17 protein-coding genes are annotated in these 19,342 nt (G+C 56.9%); 4 read left to right on the top strand and 13 right to left on the bottom strand.

What is annotated here, in order from left to right; translation table 11 throughout:
* Positions 1 to 399: 399 nt before the first annotated feature.
* The 10 genes from CEE69_RS28550 to CEE69_RS28505 form a co-directional block, all read right to left on the bottom strand.
* Positions 400 to 768, bottom strand: coding sequence for a hypothetical protein (locus tag CEE69_RS28550; RefSeq protein WP_099263941.1), 369 nt, complete (start codon positions 766 to 768; stop codon positions 400 to 402).
* A gap of 195 nt (positions 769 to 963) precedes the next feature.
* Complete coding sequence (locus CEE69_RS28545; RefSeq protein ID WP_099263940.1) at positions 964 to 1,779, bottom strand: hypothetical protein; 816 nt, start codon at positions 1,777 to 1,779, stop codon at positions 964 to 966.
* Positions 1,776 to 2,669, bottom strand: coding sequence for a DUF1559 domain-containing protein (locus CEE69_RS28540; RefSeq protein WP_099263939.1), 894 nt, complete (start codon positions 2,667 to 2,669; stop codon positions 1,776 to 1,778). The genes CEE69_RS28545 and CEE69_RS28540 overlap by 4 nt, the downstream gene beginning before the upstream one ends.
* Positions 2,666 to 3,052 carry a hypothetical protein gene (locus CEE69_RS28535; protein ID WP_233215745.1) on the bottom strand — a complete coding sequence of 129 codons (387 nt, stop codon included), beginning with the start codon at positions 3,050 to 3,052 and terminating at the stop codon, positions 2,666 to 2,668. Before CEE69_RS28535 ends, CEE69_RS28540 begins: the two co-directional genes overlap by 4 nt.
* Positions 3,049 to 3,546, bottom strand: coding sequence for a type II secretion system protein (locus tag CEE69_RS28530; RefSeq protein ID WP_233215744.1), 498 nt, complete (start codon positions 3,544 to 3,546; stop codon positions 3,049 to 3,051). Before CEE69_RS28530 ends, CEE69_RS28535 begins: the two co-directional genes overlap by 4 nt.
* Positions 3,543 to 3,926: a pilus assembly FimT family protein gene (locus CEE69_RS28525; RefSeq protein ID WP_233215743.1), complete on the bottom strand. Its 384-nt coding sequence runs from the start codon at positions 3,924 to 3,926 to the stop codon at positions 3,543 to 3,545. The genes CEE69_RS28530 and CEE69_RS28525 overlap by 4 nt, the downstream gene beginning before the upstream one ends.
* Before the next feature lie 4 nt (positions 3,927 to 3,930).
* Positions 3,931 to 5,190 (bottom strand): type II secretion system F family protein, encoded by a 1,260-nt coding sequence (locus tag CEE69_RS28520; protein WP_199169977.1) that lies wholly within the window; start codon positions 5,188 to 5,190, stop codon positions 3,931 to 3,933.
* Positions 5,191 to 5,196: 6 nt separating this feature from the next.
* On the bottom strand, positions 5,197 to 6,003 hold the full coding sequence (locus tag CEE69_RS28515) for a hypothetical protein (RefSeq protein WP_099263936.1): 807 nt from the start codon (positions 6,001 to 6,003) through the stop codon (positions 5,197 to 5,199).
* Positions 6,000 to 7,055 carry a type II secretion system F family protein gene (locus CEE69_RS28510; protein WP_099263935.1) on the bottom strand — a complete coding sequence of 352 codons (1,056 nt, stop codon included), beginning with the start codon at positions 7,053 to 7,055 and terminating at the stop codon, positions 6,000 to 6,002. The genes CEE69_RS28515 and CEE69_RS28510 overlap by 4 nt, the downstream gene beginning before the upstream one ends.
* Complete coding sequence (locus CEE69_RS28505) at positions 7,052 to 8,293, bottom strand: GspE/PulE family protein (RefSeq protein WP_099263934.1); 1,242 nt, start codon at positions 8,291 to 8,293, stop codon at positions 7,052 to 7,054. Before CEE69_RS28505 ends, CEE69_RS28510 begins: the two co-directional genes overlap by 4 nt.
* 134 nt (positions 8,294 to 8,427) lie before the next feature.
* Between CEE69_RS28505 and CEE69_RS28500 the strand changes: the two genes are divergently transcribed.
* Positions 8,428 to 9,666, top strand: coding sequence for a DUF1559 family PulG-like putative transporter (locus tag CEE69_RS28500; RefSeq protein ID WP_099263933.1), 1,239 nt, complete (start codon positions 8,428 to 8,430; stop codon positions 9,664 to 9,666).
* Positions 9,667 to 9,755: 89 nt separating this feature from the next.
* Here CEE69_RS28500 and ypfJ read toward each other — a convergent pair whose 3' ends face one another.
* Positions 9,756 to 10,607, bottom strand: coding sequence for a KPN_02809 family neutral zinc metallopeptidase (ypfJ, locus tag CEE69_RS28495; RefSeq protein ID WP_099263932.1), 852 nt, complete (start codon positions 10,605 to 10,607; stop codon positions 9,756 to 9,758).
* Between the two features lie 379 nt (positions 10,608 to 10,986).
* Here ypfJ and ygfZ point away from each other — a divergent pair, with 379 nt between their 5' ends.
* The 3 genes from ygfZ (at position 10,987) to CEE69_RS28480 (ending at position 15,669) form a co-directional block, all read left to right on the top strand.
* Entirely contained in the window at positions 10,987 to 12,000 is a 1,014-nt protein-coding gene (gene ygfZ / locus CEE69_RS28490; RefSeq protein ID WP_099263931.1) for a CAF17-like 4Fe-4S cluster assembly/insertion protein YgfZ, read from the top strand.
* On the top strand, positions 11,997 to 12,641 hold the full coding sequence (locus tag CEE69_RS28485) for an ECF-type sigma factor (RefSeq protein ID WP_099263930.1): 645 nt from the start codon (positions 11,997 to 11,999) through the stop codon (positions 12,639 to 12,641). The genes ygfZ and CEE69_RS28485 overlap by 4 nt, the downstream gene beginning before the upstream one ends.
* Before the next feature lie 61 nt (positions 12,642 to 12,702).
* Positions 12,703 to 15,669 carry a serine/threonine-protein kinase gene (locus tag CEE69_RS28480; protein WP_099263929.1) on the top strand — a complete coding sequence of 989 codons (2,967 nt, stop codon included), beginning with the start codon at positions 12,703 to 12,705 and terminating at the stop codon, positions 15,667 to 15,669.
* 63 nt (positions 15,670 to 15,732) lie between these two features.
* Here CEE69_RS28480 and CEE69_RS28475 read toward each other — a convergent pair whose 3' ends face one another.
* Entirely contained in the window at positions 15,733 to 17,991 is a 2,259-nt protein-coding gene (locus CEE69_RS28475; RefSeq protein ID WP_233215742.1) for an efflux RND transporter periplasmic adaptor subunit, read from the bottom strand.
* Complete coding sequence (locus CEE69_RS28470; RefSeq protein WP_099263928.1) at positions 17,937 to 19,340, bottom strand: efflux RND transporter periplasmic adaptor subunit; 1,404 nt, start codon at positions 19,338 to 19,340, stop codon at positions 17,937 to 17,939. Before CEE69_RS28470 ends, CEE69_RS28475 begins: the two co-directional genes overlap by 55 nt.
* Positions 19,341 to 19,342: the final 2 nt, after the last annotated feature.

The following is a 19,342-nucleotide window of genomic DNA, read 5'->3' as shown; positions in this document are numbered from 1 at the left end:
GTTTCGACAATAGGATGCAGAAGAATGCTATGTAAAAAATACGCAGTGAAAACAAGAAGAGGCGATGGTTAAGCCGCCGCACCTTTCTGTGAGAATTGGGGCCGGTTTTTGCGGCGTACACGAGGAATGCAGGAACACCAATCGCCATCGTGAGTATGAAAACACACGAAGCCGCTGTGCCAATTAGGCTCAACGCAAATTCCGCAGCATTGAGGGCTGACGTCATGTTGAGTTGCAAGCGGCTAGCGGAAGTTTCTATCACACCGCCTCGAGCGAAGCGGTAGAATCATGAAACATCAATGATATGCGGACGCCGCTTGAACTACAAACAGAGGCTGCTAGATGAGGTCGCAGGAAAACCATGTTATCCAATACTTCAAATCGGGAGGTTGATCGAATCTATTCGACGCTGCTTTTTGATTCGGTAGTCGGAGAGGCGTGAACTCCTAGCAATAACTTCTTGGGGTCACCCTTCGTGCGATAGGTTGCCAGCAGCAGATACGGAAAGCTGAACATGCCACCAAGGAATACGCTCAAGAATGCAAAGCAGTGCCCCTTGATCGTGAAGCCTTCTCGCCAAGTGATCCAGGTTGCGCCCAACGCGAGGTAGATTAGGAAGTCGGTGTCGAACTGTGATCGCCAATTCAGGGCCGTCAAGTCATTCAACGCGACGGCTGGCCAGTTGATTCCTTGAGATACCGATGCGAGCACGGTCATCACATAGATCAATACCGTCGCGAAGATCAGAAAGACTCGAAGTGTATTCATGGAGGCTCTACGCTGCGTTGGACGTGGGTCTTGTCGACAGATTGTCGTTCATTCTGAATGGTGAAGTTGCCTGCGAGTTGAGCGGGTACGCAGGAGACCGATGACATGCCAGTCGCTTGGATGTCGCTGCGGTTTTCGGTTGCGACGGTGGCGAAAGCTGAAATCGCTCACAAGCTTAAACTTAACCACTCCGATTTACCCGCTGAGCCGACTCGAGCGGAACCAGTTGTGTCCGTTTGAGCGAAGCAGGGATAGATAGAGCAACGCGAACAGGTAGAAGCCGATGTAGGTCCCTCCGATGATCAACGCTTGTTCGTCAGCGTTGTTGCTTTCGAGGTCGATGACAAATAGGACCAAGAATGGTTGCCCGATACAGAGCGGGGCCAGCCCGATGATCCAGGCCCATTGGCGTCCAAGTAAAGCGAGCAGGAGAAACGTCCAGGAAGCCGCGATGCTGAGCACCAGCGTGACCATCGCATGAGAGAGGTCCAGCCAACCACTCGCAATTTTAAACAGCACGTTGCCGACCGCGATCGTGACTGCGATTCCGAGGATTTGGCGGATGTTGCGTTGGCCGATCGGCGGTGTGGGCCCGCGATGAATGGGGCGGCGAGACCACTGCCAAATCAAGAACGGACCCAAGCACGACGTGATGGTCATGAGCAATAGCTGAGACACCAGAGACGGCGAGGATCGCAGCATGGTCGAGATGACAATCGCATTGGCTATCAAGAATCCGCTCACAGCTACGCGAACCCGCTGCACGTATCGTTTGGGATTTTCGTCTTCCGGCACATGGATCAGCGTTAACCAGGTTCCCATTGCGGCCCAGGTTGCAACCAGACCACCGACGCAACCGGCCAACATGAGCTGGTCTTCGTCTTGCAAAGCACCAAGACTCCGCAAACCACTGAAGCTGCCCGCCGCGAGTGACAAAACAATCGACCAGACGATCAGCCAACCCAGAAGAACGCCATCGACTTGAGTTTCTTCAAGCGACGGATCGTTCATTCCAAACTCTGTTCTCGAAGCGATTCGATCGATTGAAATTGCAGGGGCAATTCCCCGTCGCGCCGGTCGACGATTTGTTCCAAGATTCGCGGGTCGGTTTGGGCGGACTGGAAACGGACTTCGCCGGATCCGAATAGGAAGTGGGCACCGCCGGGGTGGCGACTCCCGACCGAGCCCACCGCTGATGCAGGAGGCTTGGCAAAGCGATCATTGTCCGTTTGGATTCCACCACCAACATTCCGTAGCGTGGCACGAGTCCCGCTGAGCCAACCCAAGTCATCGAGCGACAACAGTTTCTCGGATACGAAAGCGGTGTTGGCCAATCCATCGGTCACATCGTCGCGCGTGATCGCGACGTTGAGGATGAAGACGCCATGGTCACTTTCGTCGATCGATTTTTCGGTCGGGTGATGCAGCCCAACGTAGCTGCTCGCGTTGTCGGGTGTCCTCTCAGCAGATGGACACTGAACGTGCGGAACACTCAATTCCAACACAGGCCGATTGGCCTCGTCGTAAACGCTGACCGAGCGAATGATTCGATCGCCGATGACGGGTTGGTCCATCAAATCCATCAACCGCCCCAACCAATTGTGATGGTTCCCGGCGGCGGTGCTTGCAATCGGCCCGGCGATTCCGTCGTTTGGATCCAGGACAGTTCCCACCGGAAAGTGCATCCAGCGATCATGGTAGCCTTGGATCGCTAAACCAATCGTGATCATTTTCGATTGACAGGCCGCACGCCGCGACGTTTCGCGAATCGATTGGAGGGCAGGGGCAAGCAATCCGACCAGGACCCCGATGATCGCGATCACGACCAGCAATTCCACCAAGGTGAAGCCTTGTTTCATGCTGCCCAAACGAGCGAGAGGTTTTGATTGGCGAACGTTCATGAGTTGCCTCGTTGTGGACGTCGGATCGACATGCCAGGCCGGTTGTTGCGAACCAAGGTGGCTTCGATTTGGTTGGGTTGATCGTCGGAGGTGATGACTTTCACATCGATCCAAACTGCTGCGCCTTCGTCGACGGGCAGCCGGAGATCAGACTCGAGTTCTTCGCCCAGCGACTGAGCGGTCTGGATCGCGGATTCAAGCAACGCGATGGATTGATGATGCAGGTCATGCCGTCGCGATTGGGTCGCTCGTCCACCCGTCGCGATGGCGAAGGTTCCAACCAGCAATGCCAGTGCGAGCACCAGCCCCAACGCGGCCAGACCGCGTCGAGTTGGCTGAGGATGTCGGTGATGAATCCGGCGAGGTGTGGGTGTCGAAATCAAGGGGATATCCTCGGGGCAGCCAGAATCTGAATCGGTTTCGTGGGACGATCAGGCAATGCGACGGTCAACTCGACAAGCGATGTTTCCCGATCTGAGTCGGCTTCGTCCTCCGAGAGCGGTTGCAGTCGAAGTTCGACCTGCGAACTTTTGTTTATCAGGTAGCGGTCGGATGATTGCACGGACTCGTCAGTGGACTCAACGGTGCGAGCGAAAGCGGGTTCTGAACCGAAGTCGTACACGATTCGTGAATTGGAATCGCTGAAGTCGAGGATCAACCGCGAACCATCCACTTCGACTTGGTTGGCATCCGCAACATCCCGGCGGATGTCATTCGCTAGTCGTCGAATTTCTTGACGATCGAGCCCATCGGCCGTTGCGTGTTGGCTGCTGGTGCGAATCAATGACACCAACGCCAACGTTCCGCCCAGCATGGCGATGACCATGGTGAGCATGACTAGCGTTTCAAGCAGGGTGAAGCCGTGTCGACGATTCATTCGTTCGGCTCCATTCGCCACACATGATGCTGCAGCGGTTGCGAGTGGACGGTGGTTTGAATCGACAGATGCAAACCATCTCGGGAGCCCGCTTCAAAGGGATCGATTTGAATCTGAATGTCGGATTCCGGATCGCGTTGCTCGACAACGCCCGCAAGGTCTTCGTAGGGAATCAATGACAGTCGCTGGGCTTCGTTTTCAACCGCAAGCTGGCGTTCCAAACGATCCATCGAGACACGATCAAAGGTGCGTCCGCTGTGATGCATTTGCACGGCGAAGCCAGTCGCGATCGCGAGAAACGCAACCCCAGCCATGGTTTCCATCAAAGTGAAACCTCGGCGTGCGGTCGTGAATGATCGGTTGGGGAGAGCGGCTACCATTCGTTCAACTGAGTCCTCTCGTGAGTCCATTGAGAAAGTGAAACACAGCCACGATGTGAGCCGTCACATAGATTCCTACGAACACCGTGGCCAGCGGGACCAACCACGACATGCGAAGTTTCCATCGTAACGATCGACGCCGCATGATGTTGTCGACCAATTGATTGATTGCGGAAGGCAAGTGATGGTTGCCGGCCGCGCTGGTCAACCAGGACTGTTCTTTCGATGTGACCACTCGCGAATTTCGAAGAGCGACCGGCAAGGGGGTTCCATTTTCGATCAATCGGGACGCTTTGCGGCAACGTTTGCGAATCCAGCGAACCCGAGACGATTGCGCCGCAAGGGACAACAGCTCAGGTTCAGCGTGCCCCGCACGAATGCCGATCGCCAGCGACCGCAGGAGTTCGCAACGCCAACGAGCGATCGCATCCTTCCCAAACCATGGGATCCAGCGGATCAACCAATTTGGTTGCCAGCGAATCAGGATCGCCATCACGAACCAGATCGAAAGGACGATCATTATCGTTTCGTAGACCATCGTGATCGTTTGCATGGCAACATCAAACTTTGAACTGGAGCCATTGAACTCCTCCGTGAATTCATCAAACATTTCAAAGAGGTAGGACTGAACGAAAAAGCCCATGCCCCATGCCAAAAACATGGTGGCAAGCAGGTAAATGAATTGTTCGGCAATGATGGGGGCGGACGCCGGAGTGGTGGCGTCGATGTCTTCGAATCGCGACGTTTCTTTCGCTGATGCGGCAGTCGATTGCGGCTGGGCATGTTGGATTGCCGCGAGCGTGTCGACCGACACCGGCAGCTTGGATCGCCGGACGGCGTTGACCAGTGACTCGCCTCGCATCAATCGGGCAGAGAACGACTTCGCTTGGCAGGCGATGCGGCTGGTCGAGCCATTGGCGAGCGATTCCGCCAAGGCGGGGTACGACGCGCGCGTGCCCGCCGCCATTCGCATCCAACGATTCAGCGATTCCGCTTCGTCAAGGTAAGTCCAACGCCGGGCAACGAACACCGTTCCTATCAGCATGGCCAACAAAACAAACGTGACCGGATGGAGCGCGGAGATTGCCAGCGAAATCACACAAGCCAACCAAAACAGCCATTCAAAGAACGCAAAGATGCGAACACTCCGCGGGCGAAATCGCGGTGCTGGCTTTGCGATCAGATTCCGCTTGATTGTCCGCAAGGTCGCGGCGAAGAGGCCGCAAACAATGGCAATACCTATGAAGGCAAATTGATGTGACACTGCTTATCACCACCATCCAAAGAAGGTAAGTCCATTGATGGTCATGACGATGGCTGTATTTACAGCCAAGATCGCGAAGCTCGCAGTCAACACGGATGCAACTAGCCCAGTGCGGAATAGGTACCTGACAGTGCGGCGGGACCTGGAATCGACCAGCGAGTGACTATCCGAGGCGGCCTGGTGCCACATGCCGATGGTTTCCTCCCGCGACAGTTGACCTTGGCCGAGTGCCGTCACCGCTGCCAACGGATGATCCTTGATTGGAGGGTGACTCAACGCGTGTTCCCAAGACTGTCCGGCATCGAGCCGCAGAGCCGATTGAGCGGCCCAGTTTTGAAGCGGAGTGAAACGCGCTTCCTGGGAGGCGAATCGAAATGCGTCGCCGTAGGTTTGCGATCTAACAACGGACCGGTAAATCGATTCGCAAAAATTCGCCAAAGCAATCGTTTGAATCGCTCGGCCGAGACCTGGAATTTTTGCCACGAACACTGAAAGCAAAACCGGCAGACGACCTCGCAACGAAAGCTGGACCAACAACCATCCGGCCAATGCAATCACCGCCGCCCCCGCGTAGATCCACATCATGGTTTCCATCCAGGTGAACTGGACTTCTTCCACGTCCCAACCCACAAAATAAATTGCTCCTTCGCAAATCTGTGCGACCGCGGAAAGCAGATACGCTCCCACCGCCAACGCCGCGAGCAGGTACAGCAGGCTGAGTGTGGTGGCTCGGGAAAGGCTGGAACGCCCGTTGTCACGGATGGCAGCCCAGGTCTCCACTTCGGCTTGGTTGGCAATCGTCCATTTGCTCATTGAGGGATTCCCCCAATGGCATTGAGCAGCGGAGAAATTGCGGCCTGCAACAAAACAATGATGATGGCGATCATCAGGATCCAAGCGATCCAGTGGGGAACGTTCTGCAGCCACCAGCTTTGTTGTTGGTTCGCCTTTTGTTCATGCAGTTCGCTGAGCCCTCGCAGGTCATGGGCGATCGATTCGGGATCGCGTTTTCCCCCGACCAAGTCGACGACGCACTCTTTGATCGGGGTGGGAGTCTCCTCCGGGATTTCGAGTGAATGCTCGGAGGTGGCGCCCCCGCGAACGTTCGAGGCCACGGTCTTCCAACCTCCTGGTGCCCCGGAAGCAGCGACTTCTGCGGCGCATTCGATCGCTCGGGCGGTGTCGATGTTCGCGGAAGGGATCTCGATTTGAATCGCCAACCAACGGCAGAACGTCGCCAGGACGCGGGACGGTTGGGCTCGTTGGATTGAGCGTCTGATCCCCCAGTGCATCCAGACTGCGAAGCACGCCAGGACACCGATCACAACCACGGCGGCGAGGGCGTAGTTCCTCGCGAATGCCTCGCAGATTTCCGCGATGGAAGGAGCAAAAGGCGATGTGACGGGTTCCGACTCCGAAATGGAAACCAAGATCCAAGGCAGCACGAAGAACACCACGACCGAGGCGACCAGCATGTTGAGAAGCGGGTTGATGGCAGCCAGCCAAACCCTTCGTCGTTGGTCCTCGCGTTGGCGAATCAACCGAACGGTTTCGTGAATGGGCTGAGCTGATCCCGTTTCCGCCATGATCTGCATGGCGATTCGAATCGGCGTCTGGTAGGGCAACGACAGCGAAGCCATCGCGACGGAAGGAGATTGGCCTTGCTCGACTCGCGCGTGAACAAAAACAGCCGCACGACCGAGACGGCCGAGTGCCGCGTCGTTCAATCCCGCCAAGCCTGAGACGAGTGAACGCCCCGAGTTGGCCATCGCGGAGACTTCCTCCAGCAACAACGCGAGCGACTCGTCATTGAGTTGGAACGGTTTGGCCGTGGAGGCGGGTGTTGGAGCGGGGTCACTGGTCATGAACGGTCCCCCGAATCGTTGTGCCCGAGAACGTTGTGCCCCAGAACGCGGAACACTTCTTCGCGATCCGTCACGCCTTCTTCGATCAAGCGTTCGGCTTGGGCTCGAAGGGATTCGTTGCCCGCGTCTTCGATGATTCGATCTAGCTTCGACGCGGGAAGCTGATTGACCAGAGCATCAAAGATGGACGAACCAATCTCCGAATCGTTCAAGTCAACAATTTGGGAGATGGGGATTCGCCCGGAATATCCCGCTCCATGACACAGACCGCAATCACTGGCATCGTTCGCGTCGGGATCGCAGGCATCACATCGTCGGCGGAGTAAGCGTTGGCACATCACGCCGCGCAGGCCACTTTGAATCGCAAACGTTGGCAGGTTCATTTGCACCAACCGACGCAAAGTTCCTCCCACGGTTCCTGCATGAATCGAAGAGAAACACAGGTGACCCGTCATCGATGCGGCCAGCACAGCCTCGGCGGTTTCGACGTCGCGAATCTCGCTGACCAGCAACACCTCCGCGTCTTGGCGAACTGCAGCCCGCATGGCGGAAGCCAACGTCAAACCGCTGCTGGACTGCAGTTGGCTTTGACTGATTGAGTCGATCACCGATTCGATCGGGTCTTCGATTGTCAAAACGCTGCGCCGGAAATCACCGCTGGCGATGTGCGATAGGCAAGCGTACAGGGTCGTCGTCTTGCCGCTTCCCGCAGGACCGGCGACCAGCAACCAACCATCGCGAGCGTTGCAGATCGTTTCCAGTCGACTCAGTGTGTTTTCATCAAGCCCAAGTTCATGCAGTTGCCGAACGTTTTCGCGGTCTTCCATGATTCGAATGGCGGCCCGGTTGCCATGAACGGTCGGGAAGACTCCCAGTCGCATCTCGTGCTCGATGTCGCTTCCGTTGAGATGTGATTGACCACTCCGCCACCGCAGCGGGCCTTCTTGTGGAACGCCCATTCGGTAGGACGGCAATCCCGCGAGCGCCATCAGCCGCGCCACCGGGTCGCTCTCGTCACTGCGTGGAAACGACTCAACCGTTTGCAGCACGCCATCGATTCGAAACGAGATTTCCCATGATTCCACGCGTGGCTGGATATGCACGTCGCTGGCACCGCGACGGATCGCGGAGTTCAAGCAAGCTTGGATCACTTCGGTGGCGAAGTTTGGATCCGTTGGGGACAGACGAGACGCGGGGCTGATCACCGATGAAAGTTCTCCTGCGAAAATCTTGGGCACGAAACCGCCACGCGCCGCGGAACGTTAGACTAACGGATTCCCCCGAGGGAAGTATGCGTTGAAAGCAAAATTCTCTGGGTGATCGAGACAACAGGCCGGAAGCCAATCCCACTTTCTATTTGTGCGAGGAAGAGATGAAGCGATCACAACGTCGAAACGGATTCACGCTGTTGGAGCTGCTCGTCGTGACCGGCGTCATTGGGATTCTCATTGGGTTGTTGTTACCAGCGGTGCAAGCGGCACGCGAAGCAGCCAGACGGATGAGTTGTTCCAATAACTTGAGCCAGATCGCTCTGGGCGTGGCGCAGTACCACGATGCGTTCGGACATTTGCCGCCACATGGAACGGGGACGTTCAACAACGCGAATGATCCGCTGACGACCAATCAGTTTCGATTGAGCTTTTTAGTTTCCATCACACCATTCGTTGGCAAGGTTCCCCTTTGGGAAGCGATCGGTGAAGGCTACGTGGGAGATCCGCCTCAGGGTATTGCTGATGATACTTCAATCGAGTCCTACGGGATGGATCTTGGAATGATGGATGGAAGCGAAGAGCGACACACTTACCCGCCCATGGGCCCCGCGCCTTCCATCTCCGCCTACGAACCGTGGCGGAAGGAATTGGCTCTCTTTCGTTGTCCATCTGACCCGGGGTATGGACGCCCTGCACTCGGACGCACGAACTACGCTGCGTGCCTTGGCGACGCGATCCAAGGATTGGACGAAGGGTTGTGGACGCACGATGGGACGACTTGGTCGCCCAGTGGGAAATTGCAAATGGAAGCGACGGGCCGCGGCATGTTCGTGCCTCGCATGATCACATCCTACGACGATGTGAGGGACGGATTGTCATCGACGGTCATGCTGGGCGAGATCTGCACCGACTTGGGCGACAAAGACATCCGCACGTCGCCTTCGCTGAACAACGGTTGGGGCGGTGGGGTTTTGGATGACGCGAAAATATGCTGGACACAGGAAGATCCAGACCGGCCAATGTTTTGGGATGTCACGGCGGGTTCAGTTCAGTTTCCAACCAGCTCCGCACAAGGCCGTGGTTTCCGATGGGCCGACGCGTCGCCTTTGATGACTGGATTCAACACGACGCTTCCTCCGAATGAAGCAATCTGCTTTGGGGGCGATGAAACCACGATTGGAACGTTGACGACGAGCAGCCGTCACCAGGGCGGCACGCATATTGCCATGGCGGACGGGGCAATCCAATTCATCACCGACTCGATCGACGCCGGTTACGTTGAAACCTCGGTCATTCTTGGCGGAGAAGGCGAGCAAGCACCCGGGAGTCCCAGCAACTTTGGATTGTGGGGTGCACTCGGCACTCGCGATCAGGGCGAGATTTCTGACTATGACTACTGAGGATGCTCGACAAGATTCAGGCTGTTGGCATCTTCTGTAGCACGGTGGTCCCCACCGTGAACCCACAGCCGTCTCAACACACCAGTGCTCTAAAGCTGGTCCGTCTGGAAAGTGTCGCCTTGATTCAGGTCGCCGGTTTGCAAGCCTTTGGTGAACCAACGCAGACGTTGTTCGCTGGTGCCGTGGTTGAACGTTTCAGGTTGGACGTAACCGCGACTGCGTTTTTGCAACGTGTCGTCGCCGATGGCTCGCGCGGCCGTCATGGCCTCTTCGATGTCTCCGTCTTCGATGATGCGGTATTTTTTTTCCGCATGGTGCAGCATCACTCCGGCAAAGAAGTCCGCTTGCAGTTCCAGGCGAACCGAATACTTGTTGTATTCGACCTCGGGAACCTTCTGACGAATTTGATCGAGTTGATCGGTGTAGCCAAGCAGGTTTTGAACGTGGTGACCGACTTCGTGAGCGACCACGTAGGCTTGAGCGAAATCCCCCGGTGCACCGAGTTGGCGAGCCAGTTGGCCGAAGAAGGATGTGTCGAGATAAACTTTTTCATCGGCCGGGCAATAGAACGGTCCCGTGCCGCTGCTGGCCATGCCGCATCCACTGTTGACTTGGTCTTTGAACAAAACCAACGTTGGTTTTTTGTAGTCGCGGCCCGCTTGTGCGAACAGATCCGTCCAAACGTCTTCCGTATCTGCGAAAACGGTGCTGACAAATTCGCCGGCCTCGATTTCTTGGGGCGTCAGTTCGACTTCGCCGCCGGCACCGGCAGGAGCGGGTTGCTGGGCGGCTTGTTGCAGGAACTGCTGTGGGTTGCCGCCGAGCAAACCGATGATGATCGCGATCACGATCACGCCGATTCCGCCACCAACGACAGCGCCACCGCCGCTGGTTCGACGATCTTCCACATTGTCACTTTGTCGTCGTCCACGCCAACGCATGCCGCACCTGTTGTTTGATTCGTTCGTTCGAAAAGAAGAGGCGTTCATCCAATCGGAGACGCTCGCGAATTGTCACACAATTGTTCAGGTGAGAAAAGCGTCGGGGGGCAAAGTGAGGCCCGCGGAAAAACAGCGAAAGGCGTTGCGTGGAAAGCTCCTGAGTGCACCAGTCGACAAAGCAAAACTGGGGTCGGCGGAAACACCCAGTTTGCGTTGGATTGTCGCCAAACCGGTTGTGACCTAGGTTTGGCGTGAGAATCAGCAAATCAGTGGGGAAATGAAACCGATTTGCCCCCTCATTTGGCTGTTCTTGGATCGCGAATGGGCACCGTCCGGGTAAGATGGTTGGCCTATTCAGCCCTCTTTTCAAATCGCCGGTATGCCATCTTCTTTGTCGCTGATCCGATTGCCCGCATTGTCGATCGTGGATTTGGTCGGTGCTGACGCAACCGCGATCTTGCACAACTTGACCACCAACGACGTCAAAAAGCTGACGAACGACTCGCAACCGCGTTTGGGTTTGGAAACGTTTGTGACCAACGTACGCGGCAAATGCCTCGGTCACGTGGTCGTCTTTGCGATTGAAAATGGTTACCGAATGATCGGAGCCCCGGGCGTGGTTGCGACGGCTGATAATTCCGGCAGCACGCGTCAGTCGCAAGCGATCGCCGAACACGCCGACCGATACACGATTCGCGAAGACGCGACGCCGGTGATCCGCGATGAAGAGCTGGCCGCTTGGATGGTGATCGATGGCGATGACGAGCCATGCCAGACGACTCCGCCGCCGAGCATGACAACTCAGGACGACATTGATTCGTATCAATTGCCGTGGGTGAAGTCGGGCACGTTGTTCTTGCTTCCGGTCGAAACCGTCGCGGATCATCCATCGCTGATCGCGAAACGGTTGGGGATGGAGCCGGAATCATTGACGACGGCGGACGAGAGCGATTTTCATTCTCACCGCGTCGCGGCGGGGTTCCCTTGGTATGGAATCGATTTGACCGACGCCCATTTGCCGCAGGAAGCCGACCGAGAGACGCAAACAATCAGCTTCACGAAAGGTTGCTACCTCGGACAAGAAACCGTCGCTCGTTTGGACGCACTGGGACAGGTGCAAAAGAAGTTGGTCCGTTGGAAGCTGTCAGAATTGTCGGCAGGCACCGGACCGGCAGCGGATGACAAGCTCTCGGCCGTCGATGCAGGTGAGGGTGCCAAACCAGTTGGACGAATCACCAGCGTCGGGCGGATCGACGATCAAGGCGAAGGATTGGCCATGGGTTATGCCCGCCGCAGCCACTTCGAGGCGGGAGCGAAATTGGCGGGAAACGTGGGTGAAGTGGCCTACACCGCAGAAGTTTTACCGCCAGTGTTGGGAGAAACGCCGGAATGAACGATTTGACGCTCGAAGAGTTCGCAGATCTGTTGGAACTCGTTCGCCAAGGCGACGACGACGCGACCGCGGTTTTGTGGGAACGCTACTTCCAGCCCCTCGTTCGGCTGGCAGGAACAAGATTGCCCAAGAACCTTCGGCGGTCTGGCGACGAAGAAGACATAGCGCTCTCTGCCTTTCACAGTTTCATTGCTGGCGTCCGACGCGAAAAGTTCCCGGATTTGTCGGGCCCGGATAATCTCTGGGGACTGCTGATCACGTTGACCAGTCGCAAGGTGAACGCCCATTTGCGCCGTCAAACGCGGCAAAAACGCGGTGGTGGCCAGGTCCGAGGTGAGTCAGTCTTTCTGGACGCTTCGGGCGATTCCGGACGGGCTGGGTTGGAACAATTTGCCGGGCGAGGAGAATCCGACAACACCCCGCCGGACTTGAGGCTGGAGTTGGCGGAGGCCTGCGAGAGGCTGTTGGACGATTTGCCGGACGAGCAATTGCGTGAAATCGCAGTGATGCGAATGGACGGTTTTTTGGTAGACGAAATCGCGACCAAATTGGGCGTGAGCAAACGAGCGGTTGAGCGAAGATTGCAGCTAATTCGCAAAACGTGGACTGAAGCGGCGGAGTCCGTGACCGACCAAACATAGAAGCGGTGCCGGACTCTCGAAAACACTCTTCGATCCGAGATACCTACGAAAGTGATTCGCGATGAATTTAAGTGACCTGCCAGCCCGCGAATTAGCCCGCCTCGATGCGGTGTGCTTGGAATATGAGTCCTCGCTTCGTCAGGTCGCTGACGGTGAGCCGGCTCCTTCGGATCTGACCAGCATTCAATCCCTGGTCGAACGTCACGGCGGCGAACACGCGGACTTGCTTCGATCGGAGCTGGAAGCGATTCGGGCTGAGATCGATGGGGACTTGGGCGTTCATGGCGATTCAGGCGAACTGACACAGGTCTTGGCAACCTCCAATGACACGCCTTCGCGGGATGCCGCTGCGCTGGACACGCCGGCTGCTGCGATCGGCGGCGCGACACCTTCCGGGGAAGCCCGCGTGAAGAAAGCTTTGGCGAAGGTCGCCAGTAATGGATCATCCGATTCGCTGCCGCCACTCGGTACCGAAATTGGTCCCTATCGCTTGGATGGTGTTTTGGGGCGAGGCGGGATGGGCGTGGTCTACCGTGCCACTGACACGCGTCTGGAACGCAGCGTCGCGGTCAAAATGTTGTCCATCGATGGGCAGCCAAATTTGGTCGAACGTTTCCAACGCGAAGCCAAGGCGGTTGCTTCGTTGACGCACCCTAACATCGTCGAGTTGTTCGACGTCGGGGTTCACGAAGGCATGCCTTACGCCGTGATGGAGCACTTGCGCGGCGAAACGCTGATGCGCCGCATGGAATCTCGGCGAACCGATGTGGCGCCGATCACGACGCAAATGGTTCGCTACTGGGGCCGGCAATTGGCCGAGGCTCTGGCGACGTCGCATGCGTCCGGTGTGATCCACCGCGATCTCAAACCTGAGAACGTGATGTTGGTCGGTCGCCGCAGTGGATCGACGACACCTTCGCCCGCGACCAGCCAAACGATCAGCGGTCACTCTTTGGCGATGCAATCGTCCAATGAGAGTTCCCTGCCATCGGTCAAACTGTTTGATTTCGGTTTGTCGCGTGTGGGGCGAGTGGTGTTTGGTCCCGGGGAGTCAGATCCCGAGAACCAGCATGACGACGCCGGGAATGAACAAGCGGATGAAACCAAGACGCGTGCGGGCATGATCCTGGGAACTCCGGGCTACATGGCGCCCGAACAAGCTCGTGGTGAAACGGTGACACCCGCCGCCGATGTGTTCTCTCTCGGTTGCGTGTTGTTCGAAGCGTTTTATGGACGCCCAGCCTTCACCGGCAAATCGCCGGCCAGCCGTTACGCCGCGGTGTTGGAGAAGTCTCCGCTGCCTGATCCCGGTCGACGTCGAGACGACATCGCGCTCGCGGATTTGATCATGGCGATGATGTCGAAGACTCCTTCCAAGCGACCCACTGCCGCGACCGTGATGACAGCACTTTCGAGTGGCGGCTCAGCGTCTCCACAGTCGACGGGCGAAACACTGGCGTTGCCGATGGACGATGCGCAGTTGAAGCAACCTGTTCAAGCGGCCGGAGGTGTTTCGCGTCGTCGATTTGCCGAGATGGTCGGCGGCAGTTTCGCTGGCGCATTGTTTGGGTTGTCTGGACTGGGCAACAATTGGGCGAAGTTGCATCAGATACGCTCAATCGGTGTTCTTAGCTTCACTCAGAAATCTGAAGTTGAACCCGCAACTCCAGGTGAACGGATCGCACTGGCCGATTCGCAACCCGCGGGCGGTCGCATGCTTCAACGAGGCGAGTTGTTGGCGTCTCTGGTCTCCAACGAATTGACTCGCTTGGATGGTTTGTCGGTGCCCAAGTACGTTCCGATGACGGCGAGTTATCCCGATCAATATCGCGAGGCTGCTTCTCGATTGGAGGTCGACGCTTTGGTGACGGGAACGTTCACGGAGGCGCCTGGATCTCAGAAAGGCGTGATGGACGTCACCATCCAGATCATTTGTGCTCAAACGGGCACTCAGATTTGGGGCAAAGTGATCCGCACGACGGCGGGCGATAACTTGATCGAACAAACTGATCTTGCTCGACAGGTTGCATCAGCAATCAATCGAAGCCTGCTGCAGCATCCGGGTGAGTCGAAACCAGGCGAACCAGGTGCCTTCACCTGCTTGCTGAAGGGGCGAACACAAGCCGACCCGGACAGCATCGCCGGAATGCGTTCCGCTTTGAAATGCTTTCAAAGTGCGTTGTCCGAAGATCCCAACTACGGTCCCGCTCACGCTGGCTATGGGTTGACGTCGTTGACGCTCGCGGGGCGAGTTGGCGACGACGAAGCCCAAAATTTAGTCAAGCAGGCACGGACGTCAGTTCAGATCGCATTGGAACTGGATCGCAGCAATGTGGAGGCGAATTTGGCGTCTGCGATGTTGACCTATCTGTCGCTTGGAGATTTGAAGCAAGCTCGCGGCGTACTTTCTGGTTTGGCCAAGAGTTCACCGAACTCTTGGCAAGTGCATCATCAACTGGGTTGGGTTGAGCTGATGTTACGCGATGACCCAAAGGGCATTCGCTCGCTAGTCAATGCCGCCTCCTTGCACCCGTCGTCTAAATTGTTGCAATCAGATTTGGCACGCGGCCTGTGGTTCGTTGGCAACAGACGACGCGCGCTCACCCAAGCAACTGCAGTGATGCCGCAAAATGAAGGTGACACGATTGGTCCCGAGAGTTTCAGTCGAGGATTTCTGATTGACCTGCACGAGCACAGTGGCGACTTAGAATCTGCGGCGGTTCTGGACCCCGGGCTCAAATGGGCCGCTGGCGACGGGGTTGATCGCTACTGGGAGCAACGCGAGACACGTTTGGAAACGCTTCCATACGGTCCTTACGGGCCAACATTGAACGAAACAATTCTGCAACTTCGACGCACGGATGTGGCGATCCGCGAACCTGCTGAGCAGCGATTGGCGAAGCTACTGCAGACGCGCAGTCCGATGTTGCCGTTGTTGTTGATCAAGCACCCACAGTTCGTTGCGATGCGGACGTTGCCCGCCGCTGGCGAAGCGTTCCCCGTGCTCGACCCGAGCCTCTCCTGGTAGTGTTCCAAGAGTCGAATTCAATTGAATGTCGGGCTGAAGCTCAGCGATCGCGGAGCTAGCCAATTAGCGTGTGGCTTGCGAAGCTTCCGCCATCGCGTTTTGGAACCAGACGTTCAGGCGCTTGGCGATGGGAGCCTGATGCCATCCGAAGTGAGCCTCCAAGCGCAGGCCGGCTGGCAAGCGTCGAGCTTCGTCTTCAGGAAGTTTCAGCACACCTCGAAAGTGCGGTTGCAACAACCTCATCGTGTCGATCGTTGTCTCGCCCAGGCGATCATCATTCGATGATTCGTCATTCGATGCATCTTCAACGCGAACGGCCAGTGGCCCGCCGTGAGTGGCTGCCAAGGAGGCGTTGGGCACGCGGTCGGAGGCCCGCGGTTGAAGCTGATCGAGCTCGGCCCAAAACGTTTGCCGGCCCGGTGCGACCAAGCGAACGGGTTGGCCGATTTGCCGGCGAACATCATCAACCTGAGCTTGATTGATGACGGCTAGAACTTCTTTGTCAGTCTCCGCTGCGACGATCATCAAAACGTCGCCTTCGCCAATGTAGGTGTTGAGTTTGGATCGCAAATCGTCCGCGATCACGCGTCCGGTTTGACTGGCCAAAATATGCAACTGGTCGGATTGCTTCCGGAGCGTCGTGAGCTTTTCCAAAACTGCCTGACGATTGTCCAACAAGATCAGGCGTTCCGATTCTTCGCGAGACTCGATGGCTTTGCGAAGTCGAATGTCGTTTTGCTTTTGAGCGATTTCGAGCTCAGCGATTCGTTGCCGGAGCTCACGGTTTTCGATCTTCGCCAGCAAGTCACCCGCTTGAACTCCGTCGCCCTCGTTGACCAACAGTTCAGTGAGAAAACCTTCCGCTCCGGCTCGAATCACCGAGTCGGGATCGTACTGAACCACCACCGGAACTCGCACCGACGAAGGCACCGGCATCGCAACCAACATCCATCCAAACATGGCCATGGCAATTGCACCGAGCATCACGCCTCGGCAAACCTGAAGCGGTTGGGTGTCCCACAGACTCCGCATGGAGTCCAACCAGGTGACAAACGGTTTGCCCCACCACATCCAAATTCCGAGGATAGAGAGCACGACGCCCGCGCCTCCAAACATCGTCGACGCAGCGATGGCCAACGACACGCAAACCAGAACTCGCCAAGCGAATGCGGCCACGCCATAGACGAAGACCGCTGAGCGTCGCCAACCAGTGTGCGAGCTGGTCCACGATGCATCGCCGAGAAACCATCGTCGCGTGAGTTGCCGAACCGATTGGTTGGCTTCCGTGGCCAGATTCGGCACATCGATCAGATCCGAAAGCATGAAGTAGCCATCGAATCGCATGAGCACATTGGCATTGAACAGAATCGTCGAGAGACCTGCGGTGAGGATCACGTGATGGCACCACCAGCGGATCATTTCGTCTTCGCAGAGCAGCCATCCCGCGATTGCCAGCGAAGCAACCAGGCCCTCGACGAACATGCCCGCCGCGGCGACACCGATTCGCGACCAACGCGAAGGCAATCGCCAACAACTCGAAACGTCCACATATGCCAGTGGCGTCATCAACACCCAAACCAGGCCCGCTTCACGCACCGATCCGCCAGATCGATGGCAGGCAATCGCGTGCCCGAGTTCGTGTACAAGCTTCAATCCGATGGCGGTGAACAACAGCCACGCCCAATTGGACGGATCAAAGATGGAAGACGCACCCGCGAGGAACTCCGACCAACGTGAACTCAATCCGAACAACGCCGCTGCGATGATCAAGACACCCATGAACAACATCGGTGTTGAAAAGACAAATCCGAGGCCGCGTGAAAGCTGCTGAAGCAATGACGAAGCACCCGGAATCGGCATCTTGATCCAGAACGGATTCCAACGCGACCAAATGGACTTGGGTTGTTTTGCGTTGGTCGGCGAAGCTTCGTCCGAGCGTTCACGACGAGGCGAAGGTGCATCGGCGAAGTGCGCCAGTTGATGATCGATCAGCCATCGAGCGATCGATTCGCACTGCGACGAGGAAGGTGCGGCGCGGCCCATCCTGGCGGTGACCAACCCGCAGGCTTGTGCGATCGTTCGATGCCCATCGAGAGCAGATAGAAATGTGTACTCCGGCAAACCAACTCGAAAGAATTGATGCGTGGCAGGAATCTCGATCCGGTAGATCGGCTCACCCGTTTCGCGAACCGGCCAGACCTTCACGTCGCTCGCGATGCGGATCGGTTGCTGCTGCCAATCGATGGTTCCTGGATCACGCTGCATCGTCACACGCCCAACCAGCGAAGCATCAGGTTCCAAGGACGGTGAAAAACGATCCAACCGATCGGACGTTTGTTGCCATAGATCGTTGCACGACCTTTCATTCCCGGTCGCAGCAAACCGTCTTGATCGTCCACCGTGACCTCGGCCAAAAACACGTTCTCCGAATCTCGAATCGTGGCGGCGGGGTGGACTCGTGTGATCGCCCCATGCATCACTCGATCCGGCATCGCATGGGTGTGAACCTGAGCCAGCATCCCCGGACGAACGTGAGCGAATTCTTCTTCGGGAATTTCGATTTCGACCTTCATTGAGCCGACCGGTGCGATCTCAAACAGCGTTTCGCCGCGTGTCAGCGGTGCACCCTCGGATTGCTTCCAATCACCGCTGACGATAACGCCATCGATGGGACTGCGGATTTCAAGGTTGTCCTTGCGATGGTTCAAGAGGTCAGTTTGTGTCTTTAAACGATCGGCTTCCAACGCCGCGATTTGGCTCTTGCCAAAGTCATGCGTCGCCATCGAACCGCGTCGTTCCTGGTCCGCTTGTCCGTGGAGTGCTCGTAAGCCCGCCAGCTCGAATTCCAATTCGCGAGGGTTGATCTTGGCCAGCAATTCGCCCGCGGTCACGATGTCACCCGGACGCACCATGCACTCTTGCAAGGGACCGTCGAACGGAACCGAGATGAAGCGACGTTGGACCGGTTGCAGTTGAACGTTGGTGCGAATGTTGTGGTGCGCCGGAAGGAACATCAACAGCACGATCGTCGAAAGAATGCAGATGGTTGCGCGTTGCCATGTCGAACGAAACGAGCGAATTCCTCTGACCAACGAGGCTTCCACACCGGTCGGTTGCAGACGCTGAATGCTTTGCAACTTACTGGATAGCAGCGGCCCAAAGGCATCTAGAATCGAGAGGGCGGAACGTTCTTGCGGATCGATGATCAGCAACACGCCGAGGTTCTTGCCGGCTGGACTGAACAGCGGACACGCCAGCAAATTCGCGGAACCGATGGCTTTCAACCATTGCCGCATCGCCATCGTACCGGGCGAAGAGGCAACCTCCGTGGCCGCAACTTTGCTGATCCCGTCTCGCAGGCAAGCCTCCTCTCCCGCTGCCAACGTTTCGCGATGGTGATTGGCCGCGAATGTGCCGCCGCCATGTGCGTGATCGCTGATGCACTTCAGGCCGGCGTCGGGTCGATTTCTCCAGCACAGAACCGCGCCTTCGGATCGCAACCACTCGCTGAGCGAATGGGTGGCGATGGATGCGGCTTCATCAAATTCGTGACATGTGTCGAGAGTGGATTGCAGTTCAATTGCCGCCGCCAACGTTTCGGCGCGATGCAGCAACTCGTGATGAGAATCACGATCGAGCGATTGCGGCGAATGAGTCGATGCGGTGGACACGT

This window comes from Rhodopirellula bahusiensis, assembly GCF_002727185.1.
Lineage (GTDB): Bacteria > Planctomycetota > Planctomycetia > Pirellulales > Pirellulaceae > Rhodopirellula > Rhodopirellula bahusiensis.
This window is presented reverse-complemented; position numbering and strand designations above follow the sequence as displayed.